20 protein-coding genes are annotated in these 19,624 nt (G+C 68.4%); 13 read left to right on the forward strand and 7 right to left on the reverse strand.

Going from position 1 to position 19,624, the window contains the following annotated elements:
* Window positions 1-25: 25 nt before the first annotated feature.
* Window positions 26-895, reverse strand: coding sequence for a fumarylacetoacetate hydrolase family protein (locus L687_RS25350; RefSeq protein WP_021198596.1), 870 nt, complete (start codon window positions 893-895; stop codon window positions 26-28).
* Between the two features lie 88 nt (window positions 896-983).
* Between L687_RS25350 and L687_RS25355 the strand changes: the two genes are divergently transcribed.
* The 4 genes from L687_RS25355 to L687_RS25370 all read left to right on the forward strand — a co-directional run bounded on the left by L687_RS25355 (window position 984) and on the right by L687_RS25370 (window position 4,360).
* Window positions 984-2,309 (forward strand): PrsW family intramembrane metalloprotease, encoded by a 1,326-nt coding sequence (locus tag L687_RS25355; RefSeq protein WP_235045212.1) that lies wholly within the window; start codon window positions 984-986, stop codon window positions 2,307-2,309.
* Between the two features lie 46 nt (window positions 2,310-2,355).
* Window positions 2,356-3,036, forward strand: a complete 681-nt coding sequence (locus tag L687_RS25360) for an alpha/beta fold hydrolase (protein ID WP_021198598.1) — start codon at window positions 2,356-2,358, stop codon at window positions 3,034-3,036.
* 219 nt (window positions 3,037-3,255) lie between these two features.
* Window positions 3,256-3,624, forward strand: coding sequence for an FKBP-type peptidyl-prolyl cis-trans isomerase (locus tag L687_RS25365; protein ID WP_021198599.1), 369 nt, complete (start codon window positions 3,256-3,258; stop codon window positions 3,622-3,624).
* A gap of 181 nt (window positions 3,625-3,805) precedes the next feature.
* Window positions 3,806-4,360 carry a YceI family protein gene (locus tag L687_RS25370; protein WP_021198600.1) on the forward strand — a complete coding sequence of 185 codons (555 nt, stop codon included), beginning with the start codon at window positions 3,806-3,808 and terminating at the stop codon, window positions 4,358-4,360.
* A 33-nt stretch (window positions 4,361-4,393) separates the two neighbouring features.
* Here L687_RS25370 and L687_RS25375 read toward each other — a convergent pair whose 3' ends face one another.
* Window positions 4,394-5,686 (reverse strand): MFS transporter, encoded by a 1,293-nt coding sequence (locus L687_RS25375; protein ID WP_021198601.1) that lies wholly within the window; start codon window positions 5,684-5,686, stop codon window positions 4,394-4,396.
* 186 nt (window positions 5,687-5,872) lie between these two features.
* On the opposite strand from L687_RS25375, the gene rpsO reads away from it, so the two are divergent.
* The 3 genes from rpsO to L687_RS25390 all read left to right on the forward strand — a co-directional run bounded on the left by rpsO (window position 5,873) and on the right by L687_RS25390 (window position 7,489).
* Window positions 5,873-6,142: a 30S ribosomal protein S15 gene (gene rpsO / locus L687_RS25380; protein WP_017830938.1), complete on the forward strand. Its 270-nt coding sequence runs from the start codon at window positions 5,873-5,875 to the stop codon at window positions 6,140-6,142.
* Window positions 6,143-6,297: 155 nt separating this feature from the next.
* Complete coding sequence (locus L687_RS42975; protein WP_021198602.1) at window positions 6,298-7,167, forward strand: hypothetical protein; 870 nt, start codon at window positions 6,298-6,300, stop codon at window positions 7,165-7,167.
* Window positions 7,160-7,489, forward strand: coding sequence for a transcriptional regulator (locus L687_RS25390; protein ID WP_021198603.1), 330 nt, complete (start codon window positions 7,160-7,162; stop codon window positions 7,487-7,489). Before L687_RS42975 ends, L687_RS25390 begins: the two co-directional genes overlap by 8 nt.
* An 8-nt stretch (window positions 7,490-7,497) precedes the next feature.
* On the opposite strand, the gene L687_RS25395 is transcribed toward L687_RS25390, so the two are convergent.
* The gene (locus L687_RS25395) at window positions 7,498-8,502 is read right to left on the reverse strand and encodes an isopenicillin N synthase family dioxygenase (protein WP_021198604.1); all 1,005 of its coding nucleotides are present in this window, start codon (window positions 8,500-8,502) and stop codon (window positions 7,498-7,500) included.
* Window positions 8,503-8,652: 150 nt separating this feature from the next.
* Here L687_RS25395 and efeU point away from each other — a divergent pair, with 150 nt between their 5' ends.
* From efeU to efeB, 3 genes are read left to right on the forward strand one after another with little or no spacing between them, the layout of a single operon-like run.
* Window positions 8,653-9,597 carry an iron uptake transporter permease EfeU gene (efeU, locus tag L687_RS25400; RefSeq protein ID WP_021198605.1) on the forward strand — a complete coding sequence of 315 codons (945 nt, stop codon included), beginning with the start codon at window positions 8,653-8,655 and terminating at the stop codon, window positions 9,595-9,597.
* Window positions 9,594-10,826: an iron uptake system protein EfeO gene (gene efeO / locus L687_RS25405; RefSeq protein ID WP_021198606.1), complete on the forward strand. Its 1,233-nt coding sequence runs from the start codon at window positions 9,594-9,596 to the stop codon at window positions 10,824-10,826. Before efeU ends, efeO begins: the two co-directional genes overlap by 4 nt.
* A 32-nt stretch (window positions 10,827-10,858) precedes the next feature.
* On the forward strand, window positions 10,859-12,163 hold the full coding sequence (efeB, locus tag L687_RS25410) for an iron uptake transporter deferrochelatase/peroxidase subunit (RefSeq protein ID WP_021198607.1): 1,305 nt from the start codon (window positions 10,859-10,861) through the stop codon (window positions 12,161-12,163).
* 4 nt (window positions 12,164-12,167) lie between these two features.
* Here efeB and L687_RS25415 read toward each other — a convergent pair whose 3' ends face one another.
* Together L687_RS25415 and L687_RS25420 are read right to left on the reverse strand one after the other, a co-directional pair.
* On the reverse strand, window positions 12,168-13,043 hold the full coding sequence (locus L687_RS25415; RefSeq protein ID WP_021198608.1) for a serine hydrolase domain-containing protein: 876 nt from the start codon (window positions 13,041-13,043) through the stop codon (window positions 12,168-12,170).
* A 10-nt stretch (window positions 13,044-13,053) separates the two neighbouring features.
* A complete protein-coding gene (locus L687_RS25420) occupies window positions 13,054-14,196 on the reverse strand; it encodes an acyltransferase family protein (protein WP_031206754.1) in 1,143 nt (380 codons plus the stop codon).
* A 110-nt stretch (window positions 14,197-14,306) separates the two neighbouring features.
* Here L687_RS25420 and L687_RS25425 point away from each other — a divergent pair, with 110 nt between their 5' ends.
* The 3 genes from L687_RS25425 to L687_RS41755 are packed head-to-tail and all read left to right on the forward strand — an operon-like array spanning window position 14,307 to window position 17,583.
* Window positions 14,307-15,533 (forward strand): LLM class flavin-dependent oxidoreductase, encoded by a 1,227-nt coding sequence (locus tag L687_RS25425; RefSeq protein WP_021198610.1) that lies wholly within the window; start codon window positions 14,307-14,309, stop codon window positions 15,531-15,533.
* A gap of 1 nt (window position 15,534) precedes the next feature.
* Window positions 15,535-16,179, forward strand: coding sequence for an FMN reductase (locus L687_RS25430; protein ID WP_021198611.1), 645 nt, complete (start codon window positions 15,535-15,537; stop codon window positions 16,177-16,179).
* Window positions 16,180-16,230: 51 nt separating this feature from the next.
* On the forward strand, window positions 16,231-17,583 hold the full coding sequence (locus L687_RS41755; protein ID WP_021198612.1) for an FAD-binding oxidoreductase: 1,353 nt from the start codon (window positions 16,231-16,233) through the stop codon (window positions 17,581-17,583).
* Window positions 17,584-17,586: 3 nt separating this feature from the next.
* Here L687_RS41755 and L687_RS25435 read toward each other — a convergent pair whose 3' ends face one another.
* Both L687_RS25435 and L687_RS25440 read right to left on the reverse strand, forming a co-directional pair.
* A complete protein-coding gene (locus tag L687_RS25435) occupies window positions 17,587-18,276 on the reverse strand; it encodes a response regulator (protein ID WP_021198613.1) in 690 nt (229 codons plus the stop codon).
* On the reverse strand, window positions 18,273-19,553 hold the full coding sequence (locus L687_RS25440; RefSeq protein ID WP_021198614.1) for a sensor histidine kinase: 1,281 nt from the start codon (window positions 19,551-19,553) through the stop codon (window positions 18,273-18,275). Before L687_RS25440 ends, L687_RS25435 begins: the two co-directional genes overlap by 4 nt.
* Between the last annotated feature and the right edge of the window lie 71 nt (window positions 19,554-19,624).

Consider the following 19,624-nt stretch of genomic DNA (forward strand, 5'->3'; position numbering starts at 1 on the left):
CCGTCCCCTTCGTCTATCCGTGAAGTCAGTCGGTGATGCGGCAGTGGGTGGTGAGCTCGCCGATGCCGTCGATGCCCACCGTGACGGTGGACCGGTCGCGAAGGAAGATCTGCGGGTCGCGCGAGTAGCCGGCACCGCCGGGGCTGCCGGTCGAGATGAGGGTGCCGGGGAGCAGCGTGAGCGACTGCGAGAGGTGCGCGATCAGCTTCGCCACCGAGCGCACCATCTGATCGGTGCTCGCATCCTGCACGGTGTGACCGTCGACGACGGTCCAGATGTGCAGGTCCTGCGGGTCGGCGATCTCATCCGCGGTCACCGCGAACGGCCCGGTCGGGGTGAATCCGTCGAACGACTTGCAGCGTGACCACTGCGCCTCGGAGAACTGGATGTTCCTGGCGGTGATGTCGTTGACCACCGTGTATCCCCAGACGTGCGACAGCGCATCAGCCTCGGCGACATCCTTCGCAGGCGAGCCGATGAGCACGCCGAGCTCGGCCTCGTAGTCGACGGCCTCACTCAGCGTGCGCGGCCAGGATGTGGTCTGGTCGTGTCCGGTGAGCGAGTTCGGCCAGAGCGTGAAGACGGTCGGGGCGGCATCGGTCTTGAGACCGAGCTCACTCGAGTGCGCGGCGTAGTTGAGACCGACGGCCAGGACCGCGGGCGGAGCGAGCACGGCCGAGGCGAACGCCCATCCCGCGAGCGGATGCCGCGGCGCGGTGGTGTCCGCCAGAGCGCGGCGCAGTGCGTCGAGACCATCGTCCCCTCTCTCGATCAGCTGCTGCAGCGTGGCAGGAGGGTCGGTCAGGAGATCAGAGACGAGGACGGCGTCCGAGCCCTCCACGACGGCGAGAACCGCGAGAGGGGAGTCGGGACGGCGCAGGTGAGCGAACCGCATGCTTCTACGCTACCGGGTGGGTGCAGGTCGCCGGGTGGAGGGGGTCGCCATATCCGGGTGCCCGGCGTTGTGCCCATAAGCTTTGCCTATGAGTTCCGGAGGACCGTCCCAGCCGCAGCAGCCCTCGCCGTATGCGCCTCCGCCGGCACCGCCGTTGCCGTCGACACCGCCGCAGCAGGTACCGCCGCGAGCCTTCGCGCCCGCGCCGTACGCGAGCCAGGTCTCGGCGCCCGCGGCCCGCACCTCCGTCACGGGGTATGCATCGTCCCTCGCGCAGCCGACGCCCTACACGCCGCCGGCTCCCGTCGCCCCGTCGCCGGCGGAGTCGCTCCCGGCGCTGCCCGTTCCGACGAGGAAAGGGCGCACGGTGTCGCTCTGGCTCTTCGGGGTGCTCGGCTTCCTCCTGATCGCCCTCGTCGGCTACTTCGTCTGGGCGCTCGGATCGTTCGCTTCCGTCGTGGGGCTGGTGCTCGCGCTCATCCCTCTGACCATCGTGTTCCTGGGCGTGCGCCTGATCGATCGGTGGGAGCCCGAGCCCAAGCGGCTGGTGGCGTTCGCCATCGCATGGGGCGCCGTCGCGGCCGTCGGGCTCACCCTTCTCGTCGACACCGCGCTGACCCTCCTGCTCGACATCCGCTCCGAGGAGTTCACCGCCGTCGTGCAGGCGCCTATCGTCGAGGAGCTCTGGAAGGGGCTCGGCGTCTTCCTCATCTTCCTGCTCGCCCGACGAGCGTTCGACGGCCCTGTCGACGGCATCGTGTACGGCGCGCTGGTCGGGGCGGGTTTCGCTTTCACCGAGAACATCCAGTACTTCGGGGTGAGCCTCATCGAGGGTGGCGGCGAGCAGCTGACCGTCACGTTCGTGGTGCGCGGGCTCTTCTCGCCCTTCGCTCATGCCATGTTCACCGCGATCACCGGCTTCGCGATCGGCCTCGTCGCTCGGCGTCACGGCTCGGCGAAGGCCGCGCTCGGTGCTGGCGCGGTGGGGGTGGTCGGGGCGATCCTGCTCCACGCCCTCTGGAACGGCTCGGCGACGTTTGCCGACTTCTTCGGTCTCTACTTCACCCTTCAGGTGCCGCTCTTCATCGGATTCATCCTGTGCATCGTCGCGTTGCGTCGTGAGGAGGCCCGACTCACCCGTGCCCGCCTCGAGGACTACGCCGCGGCCGGATGGTTCACGCCCGAGGAGGTCACCATGCTCGCCACCCCTGCCGGGCGCAAGGTCGGACTCGCCTGGGCGTCGCAGCTGCGGGGGGACCGTCGTCCGCTGATGCGCGCCTTCATCAAAGAGGCGACCGAGCTCGCCGCTGTCCGTCAGCGGGCGATCACCGGCCGCGACCCCATGGCCGTGGATGACGAGCGCGCGCTCCTGATCCGCACCAGGGCGACCAGGGCGGCCCTTCTGGCGTACTGACGCGACACGCGACGGCGTACCCTTCTCGGAGGGAAGGCGGTGGCGGATGAGCACCTTCGTCGTGATCCACGGTGGCGGAGATGTCGGATGGTCCTGGCATCTGGTCGCCGCCGAGCTGCGAGCGCGCGGGCAGGAGGTGTTCGCGCCCGACCTTCCCGCCGACGACGACACGCTCACTCTCGACGACTACGCCGAGGCGGTTGCGGAGCTGGTGGGTGCGCAGGCGGGGGTGGTGGTCGTCGGTCATTCCTTCGGGGCCTTCACCGCGCCGCTGGTCGCCGAGCGCCTCTCCGCCGATCTCCTCGTCCTGATGGCGGGGATGATCCCGTCCCCGGGCGAGTCCCCGGATCAGTGGTGGGCGAACTCGGGATACGTCACGGCGTCTGCCGCCCAGTCGGCGCGGGACGGCGGGTTGACCGGGAACGACGACCCCCTCGTCAGTTTCTACAACGGGGTTCCGCACGAGCTGGCAGAGGAGGCGCTCCGACGGGAGCGGGCGCATCCGTCGCAGGCGGCGATGGAGAGGCCGTGGCCTCTGGCGGCGTGGCCCGACGTGCCGACGAGATTCGTGCTGTTCGCCGACGATCGCTTCTTCCCTGCCGCATTCCTGCGCGACCTCGCCGAGACGCGCCTGGGAGTGGTCGCGGATGAGCTGCCCGGCGGACACTGCGCGATGCTGAGCCGACCGGTGGAGATCGCCGAGCTCCTCGCAGGATACGTCGAGTGAGGGGCCGGGAAGCGCTCCAGGACAAGACTCAGCGCCCGGTGCTGCGGCGATGCCTGCGAGTCTCCCGGGCGCTGAGTTGATCTGTAATCAGGGTGCACCCGGCCCTGCATGAGTGTCAAGAGCTTCTTGCCGAGGTTCGCCGGCGAGGGCATGAGGTGTTCGCTGTGAGCAGGTGTGCGTGCGTTGACCGGGTCCGTCGGCCTCGGGTTTGATGGAGACATGACTGAACGCACAAAGCCTGAGTTCGAAGCCCCCAGCACTCCCGCTCCGGCGGAGCTCGTCGTCCGCGACATCATCGAGGGCGACGGCGCCGAGGCGAAGCCCGGCGACACCGTCACGGTCCACTACGCCGGCGTCGAGTTCGACTCCGGCGAGGAGTTCGACTCCTCGTGGGGCCGTGGCGAGACGATCCAGTTCCCGCTGCGCGGCCTGATCCAGGGGTGGCAGGACGGGATCCCCGGCATGAAGGTCGGCGGTCGCCGCGAGCTGATCATCCCGCCGCATCTCGCCTACGGCCCGGTCGGCGGCGGGCACTTCCTCTCCGGCAAGACGCTGATCTTCATCATCGATCTGGTCGCCGTCGGCTGACATCGGTCTCTTCCACGAGGCGTCTCTCTCCTCCGGGAGGGAGGCGCCTCGCGGCATGTGCGGGAAAAGATTCTTCATTCAGGGGAATACATGCGAATGAATGTAAGTTGTCACAGTGGTCGCGGCGACGCGGCCCCTGTCCCTTGCCGCAGCAGCGGCTGAAGTCTCCAGAGGAGAAGCAATGACCAGCATCGACATCCCCGGCTACCGTCCCGGCACCTGGGTCCTGGACCCTTCGCACAGCGAGGTCACCTTCAGCGTGCGCCACATGATGATCTCGAAGGTGCGCGGCACCTTCGGTGTGAAGAGCGCGACCCTGATCGCTCCGGAGAACCCGCTGGAGGCCAAGGTCGAGGCCACGGTCGACGTGACCTCCATCGACACCAACGACGAGGGTCGCGACGCGCACCTGCGCTCGGCGGACTTCTTCGACACCGAGAACTTCCCGACCATGGAGTTCGTCTCCACCGGTGCGCACGTCAAGGGCGACGACCTGTACGTCGACGGCGACCTCACCATCCGCGGCGTCACCAAGCCGGTCAGCTTCGAGCTCGACTTCGGCGGCTTCGGCACCGACCCCTACGGCAACTACAAGGCCGGCGCCTCTGCCAAGACCGTCATCAACCGCGAGGACTTCGGTCTCACCTGGAACGCGGCACTCGAGACCGGTGGAGTTCTCGTCGGCAAGGACGTCACGATCAGCCTCGACCTGCAGGGTGCCCTGCAGCAGGACTGACCTCCACGGAGCATCGTCCGGACCCCGGGCCCGTCAGGGCTCGGGGTTCTCTGCGTCGTAGTCGTGGAATCGGCGGTTGCGCTGCGCGAGCGCGGCGACGAGGGCGATGACCAGCACTCCACCGAGCAGGGGAGGGAACCAGAGGGTCGTGAGCGTCGCCAGCGTGCCCGCGTACAGCGCCCCGACGCGGGGCCCGCCGGCGACCACGACGATGAACAGGCCCTGGAGGCGTCCGCGCATCGAGTCGGGTACGGCGGCCTGCATCATGGTGTTCCGATAGATCGAGCTGACGTTGTCGGACGCACCGGACAGGGCGAGGGCGACGCAGGCGGCGACGATCAACCCGATGTGGGGAGCCGTCTCGGTCGCGGGTGACGAGAACGCGCCGACGAGCAGCACGATCCCGAACAGCAGGATCGACGCGCCATAGGCCTCCACGGCCCGGGCGATGCCGCGGCCATGCCAGCGGTACTGCACGACACGACCGGAGAACAGGCTCGACGCGAAGGTGCCCACCGCCACCGCGGCGGTGAGGATGCCGGTCGTGAGCGCTCCGCCGCCCAGCAGCACCGTGCCGAGCGCGGGGAAGAGGACGAGCGGCTGCCCGAACGTCATCGCGATGATGTCGATGATGTACTGCATCCGGATGTTGCCTGCTCTGCGGAGGAAGCGCCAGCCGTCCACCAGCGACTCGAGGCCGGGGCGGACGATCTCTCCCTCCGGCCGCAACGCCGGGAGCGTCCACAGTCCCAGGAACATCGAAAGCATGAGCACGACGTCGATCGTGTACGTCCAGCCGTAGCCGGTGAGGGCGACGAGGAGGCCCGCCAGCGCGGGTCCGGCCATGACCGTCAGCCCGAAGGCCACACCGTTCAGCGCGGATGCTGCGGCGAGCTTCTCGCGGGGGATGAGCCGCGGCACGATCGCCGTGCGCGTGGCCATGCCCACAGAATTGGCGGCGGAGTTGATCATGCTCAGCGCGTACAGCCACCAGATGGTCTCCATACCCGTCCAGGTGAGAGCCGCGAGCAGGGCGGTGGAGGCGAATGTGATGGTCGCCGCGATCAGTGCCACCCGGCGTCGGTCGAACGCATCGGCGAGCATGCCGCCGTACAGGCCGGCGAGGATCATCGGCACGAGTCCGGCCACGGCGATCATCGAGACCGCGAAGGTGTTCTGCGTCAGGGCGAACACGTGCAGCATCACCGTGACGATGGTGAGCTGGCCGCCGATGCCGGCGAGTGTCGACCCGATCCACATCCGGGCGAACGCCGGACTGGACTTCAAGGGGGAGAGGTCGATCAGATGACCGCGGCGGGCGCTCACTCCTCGAACTTCTTCTGCACGTTTCGAGACTAGTTGACCCTGACGGACTCGCTCCGCCGCCGGTGTCACCGAGGGTGGTCGTCGGCTGGTAGACTCGTCAGGTTGCCGTTTGATCGGCCGCGGATAAAGAGAGCCCACGTATCAGGCGTCGGGCGCCGCGCAACAAGCAGAGAGGGGATCGAATCTATGGCACTGGAAGCAGACGTCAAGAAGGCGATCATCGAAGAGTACGCGACGCACCCCGGTGACACCGGATCCCCCGAGGTGCAGGTCGCAATGCTGACGCAGCGCATCAAGGACCTCACCGAGCACCTCAAGGAGCACAAGCACGACCACCACTCGCGTCGTGGGCTGTTCCTGCTCGTCGGTCAGCGCCGTCGTCTGCTCGGCTACCTCCAGGACATCGACATCGCGCGCTACCGCTCGCTGATCGAGCGTCTCGGACTCCGCCGCTAAGGCACTGCGATCCTGCGTTCAATCGCGCAGAACATTCTTGAGAAGGCCGCCCCACGGTGTGGGGCGGCCTTCGTCATGTCCGAGGGTTGATTCCCCACTCGCTTTCCGATAGGAAAGTAGAGAGCTTTCCACAAGGAAAGTGGGGGAGGCCCGACATGCAGCAGAAGCCGATTCCCGGTCACGACGCTCTCGTGCCGCCGGATGCCGACATCGCGCGCCGGTATCTGGCCGCAGCGGACGCGGTGGTGGAGCGCCGAGGCCGCGCCGTCGACCGACGTGCGCTCGCCGGGCTCCAGATCGCCAATGCGGTGATCACGGCCGGGTATCTCGTCGCGTTCGCGCTCGTCCTCCGGCAGAGCGATGTCCTCGCCTCCCAGGTGATCCTGTTCACCTTTCTGGTGTGGGGGCAGCTGGCGAGCGGGATGGCGCAACGCAATGGGATGCAGTGGCGCTGGAGCGCTTCCCGGTGGCCGCTCATCCTCGGCGAAGTCGTGGTTCTCGTCGGCGCTGTCGTCGTTTTCGGTCTCGTCGCGTTGGATCCCGGTCTCCCGGTCGGCGTCGTGCTGATCCCCGCGGGCATAGTCCTGGTGGGTATCGGCGGTTACGGCGTGCTCCAGCTGTTCCGCGCGGCCGGAGATGCGCGGTCCCCGCGGCCTCCGCGGGTCACCCTGCCCGCTCCGATCCGATGGGGGACCCTGCTCGTCGGCGTCGCTCTCGGCGTGCTGACCATGCTCGCGGGGGCGCCGGACGATGTGCTGCGCAGCGTGATCAGCCTGCTGGTGATGCTGGTTCTCCTCGCCTGGATCGTCGCCTTCAACACACCCGTCGGGCTTCCCGCCATCGGTGCTTCCTGGCGGTGGCCGCATGTGGCGGCATTCTTGCTCGCGGCAGGCATACCTGCGGCTCTCGTGCTGGGGGGAGGAGGGGGCAGCGCATCGGGGCTCGCCGGTGTCGTCGGAGGTGTCGTCGTGATCGTGCTCTTCGTCCTGGTGTCGTTCGTTCCGGGGCGGGAGGGTCGTGGCTGAGGCGGGGTTCCGGCCGCACCCGCGCACGCAGCTGGACGACAACTTCGCCTCACCGATCCGGTTCTCGTTGATGGCCGCGCTCGGCGACGGCATGGAGTTCGACTTCCCGGCGCTCCGCGACATCCTCCAATGTGGTGATTCGCCGCTGAGCAAGGCGATCGCACACCTGCAGACCGCGGAATACGTGCTCGCGCGCAAGGGCGTCGTCGGGGGTCGCACGCGCACGTGGGTGCGTTCGACGAAGGCGGGCCGCGATGCTTTCGCGGCCCACCTCCAGGCGCTCCGGCAGATCGTCGCTCTCGGCGGCGGGCAGGAGTTGTGACCCGTGCGTCAGGCGGGCGCGTTCACGAGGTCGGCGTGGTGGATCGCGGCGACATCCGGGTGGGCGCGCAAGCGTGACTTGAGGGCGTTCTCGCCGTAGAGCGCGTGGATGGGATTGCTCGGGTCATCGGTCACCCCGTTCGCTTCGGCGGCCAGCTCCTCGGGCAGCTCGATCAGGGGCAGCCGCTTGTCGAGCGCGGGGTTGAAGAAGAACGGGATCGAGATCCGCTCGTCCGGTGCCTGCGGCGAGACCACGCGGTGGTTCGTCGCTTTGAGGTACCCGCCCGTCGCGTACTCCAGCAGCTCGCCGATGTTCACGACGAAAGCTCCGGGCACCGGGGGAGCGTCGACCCAGATGCCGTCGCGTTCGACCTGCAGACCGCCCTTGCCCGGCTCCACCCAGAGGAGGGTGAGCACGCCGGAGTCCTTGTGCGCACCGACGCCCTGCTGAGGCTCTGGTTCGTGCGTTCCGGGATAGCGGACGATCTTGATGAGGGTCGACGGCTCGCCGAAGTGCTCGTCGAAGTAGGACTCGTCGGCGCCGAGGGTCTGGGCCCAGGCGCGCAGCAGTTTGCGAGCGACCTCGGACAGGGTCTCGTGCCACTCGGCCACGACATCCTGCAGCTCGGGCTGCGCCGACGGCCAGAGGTTCGGCCCGATGAGGCGGTTGAAGGCGGGGCCGTCGTCGACGGGTTCGCGCTCGGGGCCGATGTCGATCTGCTCGCGCCAGTCGACCTTCCCCTGGGTGCGTTCTCCGCCGATGCGCGTGTAGCCGCGGAAGTGCGGGCTGTTCACGTTCTCGATGGCCAGCTTGTCCTCTTCGGGGAGGGCGAAGAAGTCCAGGGCGGCCCGGTGGAGCCGTGCCTCGAGCGCGGGGGAGATCCCGGTGCCGGTGAGGTAGAAGAAGCCGACGTCGTGGGTCGCCGCCCGCAGGTCGTCGCGGAATCGTGCCGCGGCCTCGGGGCTTTCGTCGAGCTGGGAGAGGTCGAGAATGGGGAGCGAGAGTTCAGCCATGGACCGAGGCTACGTCGCGTCGACCGGGGTGGGATCCTGTGTTGCGCTCCGTTACTTCCGTTCCTCGTGTCCGGTGGACGTCGATCTCGGTGCTAGAGTCTCCTCGGTAAGGGCTGCCTTACCTCAGTCACCGCCAGAGAGTGTTCTTCCGTGCTCGCCACTTTTCTCATCGGGCTCCGCGAGGGCCTCGAAGCCGCACTCGTCGTCGGCATCCTCGTCGCCTACCTCCGTCGTCTCGGACGGCAGGACGCCCTCCCGAAGATGTGGGCGGGCGTCGGACTCGCGATCGCACTGGCTCTCGGCATCGGCGCGGTGCTCACCTTCGGGGCCTACGAACTCACGTTCCAGGCGCAGGAGCTGATCGGTGGCGGCCTGTCGCTGCTCGCCGTCGCGATGGTGACCTGGATGATCTTCTGGATGCAGCGGGCCGGGCGCAGCATGAAGGCGACGCTGGAGGGTGGCATCGACCGGGCTCTGACCGCCGGCGGCCTGTGGGCGCTCATCGCGATCGGCTTCGTGTCCGTCGCCCGAGAGGGCATCGAGACGACGCTGCTGCTGTGGTCGATGGTCCAGTCTTTCGGCGACGCACCCTCGGCGCTGATGGGCGCCCTGCTCGGGCTCCTCACGGCCGTGGTCGTCGGATGGCTGATCTCCCGCGGTGCGCTGCGACTCGATCTGCGTCGCTTCTTCGCCTGGACCGGTGGCTTCCTCGTGATCGTCGCGGCCGGCGTGCTCGCCTACGCGCTGATGGATCTGCAGGAGGCCGGTGTGCTTCCCGGGCCGTTCACCGCGCTGGCACCGATCGATGCCGTGACCGGCGGAGTGGCCGTCGGATGGGCCGCCTTCCCGTTCGGGTGGGCGTTCGACGTCTCGGCGACGATCGCTCCCGGTGGCCCCCTCGCATCGATTCTGCAGGCGACGGTCGGCTTCATGCCCGCGATGACCTGGATGCAGGTCGTCGCCTGGGTCGCGTACATCTCCGTCGTCGGATGGCTCTACGTCCGCGGACTCCGCTCGAAGCGCCCGTCGAAGCCGCAGGACCCGACGGAGCACTCGTCTGAATCTCCCTCCCTCTCACCACAAGGAGCAGCATGACCACCTCGCACCGGATCCTGGGGGCGCTGGCAGCCACCGGCGCCGCGGTTCTCGTCCTGAGCGGCTGCGTCGCGAAGAGCGACGCCGGAGCCACCGCGGCCTTCGACGTCTCCTCGACCGATGGCGACTGCGCGGTCTCCGCGGCGACCGCGAAGAGCGGGACCCTGACCTTCAACGTCAAGAACGACACCGCTCAGGTCACGGAGTTCTACCTCCTCGCAGACGACGGCCTCCGGATCGTCGGCGAGGTCGAGAACATCGCGCCGGCCGCCTCGCGCACGCTCACGGTCGTCGCACAGCCCGGTGACTACTTCACTCTCTGCAAGCCGGGGATGATCGGCGATGGCGTGGGGAAGACCGCGTTCACCGTGACCGGGGATCGCGTCGCGGTGGAAGGTCCAGACGCCGAGCAGAAGCAGAAGGCCGTCGACCTCTACGGTGCGTTCGTGAAGGACCAGGTCGGTCAGCTTGTCCCCGCAGTCGAGGACTTCGTCGCCGCCTACGAGTCCGGTGACGACGAGACCGCACGCACGCTCTTCCCGCAGACCCGCGCGTTCTACGAGCGCATCGAGCCGGTCGCCGAGGCGCTGGGCGACCTCGACCCGCGGATCGACTATCGCGAGGTCGATGCCGTCGCCGAAGGACTGGACTGGACGGGCTTCCACCGCATCGAGAAGGACCTGTGGGTTCCGGCGCAGGATGCGCTGAACGCCGACGGGGAGACCCCCGCGTGGCAGGACTGGGCGCCGTCCACGCCGGAGGAGCGCGCCGACTACGGCGATCTGCTGCTCGCCGACGTGCAGGAGCTCTACGACTACGTGCACTCCGACGACTTCACCACCGCCCTTGACGACCAGGGCATCGGCGGCATCTCGAACGGCGCCATCGCGCTGCTCGACGAGGTCGCGACCGGGAAGATCTCCGGGGAGGAGGACTGGTGGTCCGGGACCGACCTCTACGACTTCGCCGCGAACGTCGAAGGGTCGAAGATGGCATTCTCGCTCGTGCAGGACTTCGCCGTCGCGCAGGGCGACGAGGGGAAGGCTCTGGTCGCGGAGATCGAGTCGGGTTACACCGCGCTCGAGGAATCTCTCGCGGCTCACGGCTCGCTGGCCGACGGCTTCGTGGGCTACTCGCAACTGACCGAGGCCGACAAGCGCGAGTTCACCGACCTGATCAACGCTCTGGCCGAGCCGCTCTCGCAGCTCACCAGCACGGTCCTCGACTGATCAGCCGCACGCTACGGGATACCATCACGGACGTGAACGAACCAGAAGCGGATGCCGCACCCGAAGAGTCATCGACGGGCGCGGCGTCCGCTCCTGCCGGTTTGAGCAGGCGGGGACTGCTCGGCCTGGCCATCGGGGGCGGCGTCGCGGGCCTCGCGGTCGGCGCCGGTGCGGGTCTCGCCGGCGGCGTCGCGCTCGGGCGGGCGCGTGCGGCGGAGGACGCGCATTCCGCATACGCGTTCTTCGGCGATCACCAGGCAGGCATCACCACTCCGGTGCAGGACCATCTGCATTTCGCCAGCTTCGACATGATGCCGCGCACGGATCGCGACGACCTCATCTCGTTGCTGCAGGACTGGTCGTACGCGGCCTCCCGCATGGCGCAGGGCCTCGAAGTCAGTGCGACGGGTGCGGTCGGTGGGCCGGCCGAAGCGCCGCCGGACGACACGGGGGAGGCGCTGGGGCTTCCCGCCGCCGGGCTCACGATCACGTTCGGCTTCGGGCCGGGACTCTTCGAGAACGAGGACGGCGACCGCTACGGGATCGCCGCGCAGCGTCCCCCGGGGCTGGAACGGCTCCCGGCGTTCCTCGGTGACGATCTCGATCCGCAGACCTCTCACGGCGACCTGTGCATCCAGGCCTGCGCCGACGACCCGCAGGTGGCGGTGCATGCGATCCGCAACCTCAGCCGCATCGCCTTCGGCCGGGCTCGGCTGCGCTGGTCGCAGCTGGGATTCGGCAAGACGTCGCGCACGACGGCGACGCAGGCGACGCCGCGCAATCTCTTCGGGTTCAAGGACGGCACCGCGAACATCCTGGCCGATGACACCGAGGCGCTCGGCGATCACGTCTGGGTATCGGAGAAGGACGACCCGGCGTGGCTGGCCGGCGGGTCCTACCTCGTGGCCAGGAAGATCGCGATGCTCATCGAGACCTGGGACCGCGTGCGCCTGTCGGAGCAGGACACCATCATCGGTCGGGACAAGGGCGAGGGTGCACCGCTCTCCGGCGGAGACGAATTCACGGCACCGGACTTCCACAGCAAGGCGATCGACGCGAACAGCCACGTGAGTCTCGCGCATCCGGAGAAGAACGACGGCATCCGCATCCTCCGCCGCGGCTACAACTACGTCGACGGGAACAACACGCTCGGACGCCTCGATGCCGGGCTCTTCTTCCTGTCGTACCAGCGCGATCCTGCACAGTTCATCTCGCTGCAGCGTCGGTTGTCGACAGATCTCATGAACGAGTACATCCGCCACGTCGGTTCGGGCATCTGGGCGGTGCCGGCGGGGGTGAAGCCGGGGTCCTTCGTGGGGGCCGGGCTGTTCGCCTGAGCGGTCACGGCTCGTGTGTGCTCGTGAGCGCCTCCACCGCGAACGCGGCGATGGCATCGGCGCCGAAGTGATCGTCTGCCGTGATCGTGACCACCGCGTCGTCGAGGAAGATGAGCAGCTGGCCGTAGGCGCCGTGAAGTCTCCACGCCGGCCCCGGCCCGCCCCATCCTGCAAGGGCGTAGCGATCGTAGTCCGTGCTCTCGCCGGCGACCCGCCATTCCGTGTGCATCGCGTCGATCCATCCTGGGGCGATCAGCTGTCGGCCCTCCCACACCCCGCGATCTCTGATCAGGAGTCCGAGACGGGAGAGCTCTTCGGTGCGCAGAGAGAGCCCGCCTCCGGCGACGATGCGACCCTGAGGGCTGCGCTCCCACTCCACGTCGATGATGCCGAGCGGGTCGAAGAGACGGGGGACGAGATAGTCGCCGATGTCTCCGACTAGCGCGGCCAGCGCCGTCATCGCGGTGTACGTGCTCGCGTTCGAGTACTGGAACGACCGTCCGCCCGACGGGCGTCGCAGGAACTCGCGGGCGAGGTCCGGCCAGTCCGTCATCAGAGTCTCCGACCAGGGCAGATCGATCCCGCTGGTCATCGAGAGCAGGTGCCGCAGCGTGACGTCCTCGACGCCAGCTCCCAGCTCGAAGCCGGGGAGGTACGTGCCGACGGGCATGTCGAGCGACACCGCACCCTCGTCGGCGGCCAGTCCCGCAGCCAGAACGCAGACGCCTTTCGCGACGGAGTGCACGTCCTCCCGCACGTCGTCGGTCCAGCGGTGGTCGGCGGTCTCAGTGGCGACGCGGACGTGCAGCCCGTGAGCGCCGAACCCCGTCTCCTCGATGCGTTCGACGATGCGGTCTCGAACGGTCTGTGCGCGGCTCACACCTTCGAGGTTATCGTCCGGTCTGGCGCGGGCGCCGCGAGCCCGTCGGGTCGTTCCGGCGCCCCTCCTTGGAGGCCAGCGCCGGGTCGGCGAAGAGCCACCCTGGGCGGGGTTCCACCAGCGGGCGGAAGACCCACCTGACCGGCTTCGTCGCCAGCGCGAGGGCGATCAGCACTGACGCCACGGTGACGAGGGGGAGCCAGATCCAGGTCGGCTCGAGGCTCTGCAGGATCCCGCTCTCGCGGAAGGGGTACAGCACGAACGAATGCAGGAGGAACACGTACATCGTGTACTGGCCGAATGCCGTCCACCAGTGGGCGCCCCGTGGGATGAGGGCGAAGAAGGCGGCGCTGAGCACGACGGCGAGCAACATCAGGAGTATCCGCACCCCGCCGGCCCACCACTGCTCGCCGCCCAGGTCGGCATAGGAGTCCTCGTAGAAGAGCCAGTGCCGCAGGTCGGACGCCTGCCACAGCGGAAGCCAGTTCCAGGCCGCAAAGCCGGCCAGAGCGAAGATCGCGACGGCGCCGCCCCGGATCCACCAGGGGCGGAAGTCGAGGAGGCGGAACCTGTCGACGATGTCGTGCTCGCGCAGCCACCAGCCCAGTGTGAAGAAGGGAAGGAGCCCCAGGGTGCGGGACAGCGAGAACGTGCTGTCGACGTTCGGCAGGTATCCCACGCCGACCGAGATGACCACGGTCCACAGCAGCGGCCACCGAAGCAGTGCGAGGTACGGGAGCACGAGCCGGAAGATCCCGAGCGCGAGGAGGAACCACAGCGTCCAGCTCGGTTTCGTGATGTTCGGATCGACCTGGCCCTCGACCAGCCATTTGGTGAGTGTCCACAGCGTCTCGAAGATGACGTAGGGGAGCAGGATGTCCGTGATCACCCTGGCCATCTGCGTCTTGGAGGGTGAGCCGGACTTCGAGAAGTAGCCGGAGATGATGGCGAACGCCGGCATGTGGAACGCGTACAGCGCGAGGTAGAACGCGAAGGCGATGTCGGAGTCGTACGTCAGGCGCTGGATCGCGTGACCGAGCACGACGAGCACGATGCAGACGTAGCGCGCGTTGTCCCAGAACGGCACACGTCTCCGCCTGCGGGGAACCGATCCTGTGGTGGGCCCTGAGATGTCGGCGCCGGCAGTGCTCATCGTTCGAGGCTACAGGCCGGGAATAAAGTTGCTGTGAGCGCGTTGACACAGATACATTCAAATGAATAGAAACGGATGCGAGTCATCCGATTCGGAGACACGGAGCAATCATGAGCGAGCAGTCAGGCGCGCAGGCGATGCAGTTCGGCATCATGTCGGTCAGCGACATCACCCGCGATCCCACCACCGGGATCACCCCCAGCGAGCAGGAGCGCATCAAGGCGACCACGGCGATCGCCGTGCACGCCGAAGAGGTCGGACTCGACGTCTTCGCGATCGGCGAACACCACAACCCGCCGTTCTGGTCCTCCAGCCCCACGACCTTCCTCGCGGCGCTTGCTGCGCAGACCGAGCGCCTGATCGTCTCCACGTCGACGACGCTCATCACCACGAACGATCCCGTGCGCATCGCCGAGGAGTACGCGATGCTGCAGCATGTCTCTGACGGCCGCATGGACCTCATGCTCGGTCGTGGCAACACCGGTCCTGTGTATCCCTGGTTCGGTCAGGACATCCGCCAGGGACTCCCGCTCGCGATCGAGAACTACGCCCTGCTGCACAAGCTGTGGCGTGAGGACGTCGTCGACTGGGAGGGCAAGTTCCGCACGCCGCTGCAGGGCTTCACGTCGACTCCGCGCCCCCTCGACGGGATCGCGCCGTTCGTATGGCACGGATCCATCCGTACCCCGGAGATCGCCGAGCAGGCTGCGTACTACGGTGACGGCTTCTTCGCGAACAACATCTTCTGGCCCAAGGAGCACTACCAGCGCCTCATCGAGCTGTACCGCCAGCGCTTCGAGCACTACGGCCACGGCACACGGGAACAGGCGATCGTGGGTCTCGGCGGACAGGTGTTCATGGCCGCGAAGTCGCAGGACGCGGTGAACCAGTTCCGTCCGTACTTCGACAACGCGCCCGTCTACGGTCACGGGCCGAGCATGGAGGACTTCACCGAGATGACTCCGCTGACGGTGGGTTCCCCGCAGCAGGTGATCGACCGATACGCCGCGATGCGCGAGCACTACGGTGACTACCAGCGGCAGCTCTTCCTGATCGACCACGCGGGTCTGCCGCTCAAGACGGTGCTGGAGCAGCTCGACATCCTCGGTTCCGAGGTCGTGCCGGTGCTCCGCAAGGAGCTCGCGAAAGACCGCCCCGCCGCCGTGCCCGACGCGCCGACCCACACGGCACGCGTCAGGGCCGAATTCGGCGACGGTCCGACCCGTCAGGCGCGCCCCGGCGCCAACCGCGGTGACAACCTGACAGGCGATTCGCCCTACCAGGACAGCCCGGCCCCCGCAGGCGCAGCCTTCGGGCTCGGCCGCACGGAGGCGTGACATGACCGTGCGTCGTATCGCCGTGGTCTCCGCCGGCCTGTCGAACCCGTCGTCCACGAGGATGCTCGCGGACCGACTCGCGGCCGAGACCGTGAAAGCCCTCGCCGAGCACGACATCGAAGCGAACGTCGACGTGATCGAGCTGCGGGACTATGCGCACGACATCACGAACAACCTGCTCACCGGGTTCGCGCCGCCGGCCCTGGAGACGGCGATCAACACCGTGGTCTCCGCCGACGCGCTGATCGCGGTGACGCCGATCTTCTCGACGAGCTACTCGGGGTTGTTCAAGTCCTTCATCGACGTGCTCGACCCGGATGCGCTCACCGGCACGCCCGTGCTGATCGGTGCGAACGCCGGCACCGCGCGGCACTCGCTGGCGATCGACTACGCGATCCGCCCGCTCTTCGCCTACCTGCATGCGGAGCCCGTCTCGACCGGGGTGTTCGCGGCATCGAGCGACTGGGGTGGAGCGGGAGACGACGTCGCGCCGCTCGCCAAGCGCGTCGAGAAGGGTGCCAGGGAGTTGGCGGAGGCGATCGCCCGACGCGAGGCGACCGCGGTCGCCGACCCGTTCGATCCGGCGACGTACCTGGGAGAGGGGCGTTCCTTCGGCCACATGCTCGGCGGTCTCGCGGGCGAGTGAGCGGCGCATGACGCCATCGACGATGTCCGAGGGATATCGTACGGTGGCGTCATGTCCACACACCCCGCGCTCGTCGCGCTCCAGGAACGACTCACCGGCACCCTCCTCCTCCCCGAAGACGACGCTTACGATGCAGCGCGACAGCCGTGGAATCTCGCGATCGAGCAGCGGCCGGATGCGGTGGCGATACCTGCCGACGTCGACGACCTCCGTGCACTGCTGAGTGCGGCACGCGAGTCCGGCACGCCGCTCGCGATCCAGCCGAATGGTCATGGCGCCTCCGGATCCCTGGCCGGCACCGTGCTCGTGCGCATGGGCGCTTTCGACGATCTGGAGGTCGACCTCGAAAGCGGCATCGTCAGAGTCGGTACCGGCGTGCGCTGGGGAGCTGTCGTCGAGGCGCTCGAAGGCTCGGGGTGGGTCGCTCCTGCCGGAACCAGTCCGGTGGTGAGCGTCGCGGGGTACACACTGGGCGGCGGACACTCGTGGTTCAGCCGGACGGCGGGTCTCGGGTCCGACAACCTGCGCGCGGCGTGGGTGCTGCGCACCGACGGCACGCACGAGCGCGTCGACGACGACACCGATGCCGACCTCATGTGGGCGCTGCGGGGCGCCGGCGGCCTCGTCGGGATCGTGACCGCGACCGAGATCGATCTGGTGCGGGCACCCGCCGTCTGGGGGGCGAACCTCACCTTCGACGTCGCTGATGCCCCAGCGGTGGTCCGTGCCGTCCGCGACCTCGCAGCCTCGGCTCCGTCGACGCTCAACGTCTTCCTCAACTCGATGCGCATGCCGGACGCCCCGCAGCTTCCGGAGGAGATCAGGGGAAGGAGCTTCCTCACGGTCCAGGCGCTGTCGGCCGACGGGTCGCAGGAGGAGCTGATCGACACCATACGGCGGGCAGGGACGGTGCGCAGGGAGATCACCGGGCCGACGTCGCCGGCGGCACTCGCGGCCGCCTCGAACGAGCCGACGGATCCCACGCCGGGGCGTGGGGCGTCGATGGCGCTCAGCGTGCTCGACGATGCGACAATCGACGCCCTCCTCGAATTCCGGGAGCTGCCGGAGCAGTGGCCGATCATGGGCATCGACATCCGTATGCTCGGCGGTGCTCTCGATGCACCGCGGCGTGAGGGCTTCGCCTCGCTCGAATCCGTGGGCTGGCTGTTGCACGCTCTCGTGCCGGTGATCCCGGGAGTGCCCGCAGAACCGGGAGAGATGAGTCTCGAGGCCTTCCGAGAGCTGCTGGGACCGAACGAGGCATCGCAGACCGTGGCGACCTTCCTCGAACCGGAACAGACCCTCGAGCGCTGCGGGTCCGACGACGAGATCGCCCGGCTTCGTGATCTGCGTGCGCGCTTCGATCCGCACGCGGTGCTGCACGACGGACGGCTGCCGCGCTGACGGTCAGGTCCCCGGGCCGGGTCGCCTCTTCCAGTCGTACTCGGTCTCCGGCCGTCCGCGGGTCCCGTATCGCGCAGACCGCGTGAGCACGCCTTCGGCGACCAGGTGCTCCAGGTAGCGACGCACGGCGACCCGCGACATGCCGAGACGCTCTGCCGCCTCGCTCGCCGAGAGCGGCCCGTCGGTGCGCAACTCGGCGGTGACCCTGTCGAGCGAGGCCGCCGAGAGCCCCTTGGGGAGGGGGATCGTCGCGGTGGAGCGCCCGAGCAGGGCGTCGATTTCCGCCTGCGTCGCTTCGCCCTCGGTGCTCCGCGCCTGTTCGCGGTGCGCACGGTACTGCTCCATCCGCTCGCGGAACACGGCGAAGGGGAACGGCTTGATCAGATACTGGGAGACACCGAGTGCGGCCATCTGTCGAACGGTGTCAGCGTCGCGGACGCCGGTGATGGCGATCACATCCACGGCCGCGGATCGCCCGCGAAGTGTGCGGAGCACGTCGATGCCGGAGCCGTCCGGCATCGTGATGTCGAGCAGAACCAGGTCGAATGCATCGGGGCGCTCCAGCACGGCCCTCATGGCGGCTCGGGCCCCCGTGCACTCGCCGGCGACGACGAACCCGTCGAGGCGGGCCATGTAGTCGCGATGCAGTTCGAGGGTCAGAGCATCGTCATCGACGATGAGTGTGCGGATCATGCCGGAGACCTCCGTGGCCCTGCTGCGGGGAGGACGACCCGGAACGTCGTCGGATCGTCACTCACGGTCACGGAACCGCCGGCGCCGGTGACCACGGAACGGACCAGCGCGAGGCCGACGCCGCGACCCTGCGCGTCGGCGGGCTTCGTGGAGTAGCCCTGGTCGAAGATCCGCTCCCGCAGGGAAGGCGGGATGCCGGGGCCGCTGTCCGAGACCTCGAGCATGATCCCGGCACCGTGCGGGCGGAGCGAGACCTGAACCCAGCGGTCGTCGGACTCAGCGGCCGCATCCATGGCGTTGTCCACGAGATTGCCGAGCACCGAGACGGCGTCCACCGGGGACAGCGGTGTGCGAGGTGTGTCGGGTTCGATGCGCACCCGCCAATCGATGCCGCGTTCCTTGGCCTGGGAGGCTTTGCCGAGAAGGAGAGCACCCACGGCGGGATCCCCGTGTCGTCGTGCGGTCACCTGGTCGACGAGCGACTGGCTCTGTCGAGAAGTCTCGGTGAGGATCTCGATCGCCTCGTCCCGGCGCCCGAGTTCGAGCAGCGCGACGGCGGCGTGCATCCGATTCCCGTGCTCGTGGGTCTGCGCGCGCAGGGCTTCGCCCAGAGTGCGGATCGATTCGTAGGAAGAGACCGCGTCGCGCACCTGACCGGGTGGCAGATCGCCCGCGATGCGGCGGGTCACGCGTCGGGCGATCACGGCACCGCCGGCACCGAGGGCGACGAGGCCGATCGTGATGCCGAGGGTGAGAGGCAGGCGGCGGATCAGGGTGTCGGTGATCGACTCTGTCGTCACGCCGGCCGAGACCCAGCCGATCAGCGCGCCGTCCGTCGTCGTCACCGGCGCGATGGTGCGCACCGAAGGGCCGAGAGTGCCGGTGAACTCCTCGGTGAGTGGAATGGGCGACGACGGGATCGTTCCCAGGTAGTGACCGCCGATCTGGTCGGTGTCGGGGTGCGTGATCCGCGTGCCGTCCGGCGTCATGACCGTGATGAAGTCGAGTCCTGCACTGGCGATCACCGCGAGCGAATAGGGCTCGAGCACCGGGGTCGCTGAGCCCGGATCATCCCCGCGCAGACCGTCGATCACCAGGGGAGAGGAGGCGAACGCGGCGGCGGTGGCCGCCGTCACCCGTTCGGCCTCGGCGCGGATCGACCGCTGCGCCTCGACCACCAGGTAGACGGCCACCAGAGCGCCGATCACGACGGCCGCGACGAGCAGCACCGCGAAGACCCGGGATGCGGCGCTGCGTGCGCGGGAGGTGTGCGCCATCGCTTCCTCCGATCGTCGATGCTCCGGTGCCGTGACCAATACGACCACAAGTCGCCTCCGTGCGCGAAGTC

Origin of the sequence: Microbacterium maritypicum MF109 (assembly GCF_000455825.1) — a bacterium.
GTDB classification, from domain to species: Bacteria; Actinomycetota; Actinomycetes; order Actinomycetales; family Microbacteriaceae; genus Microbacterium; species Microbacterium maritypicum_A.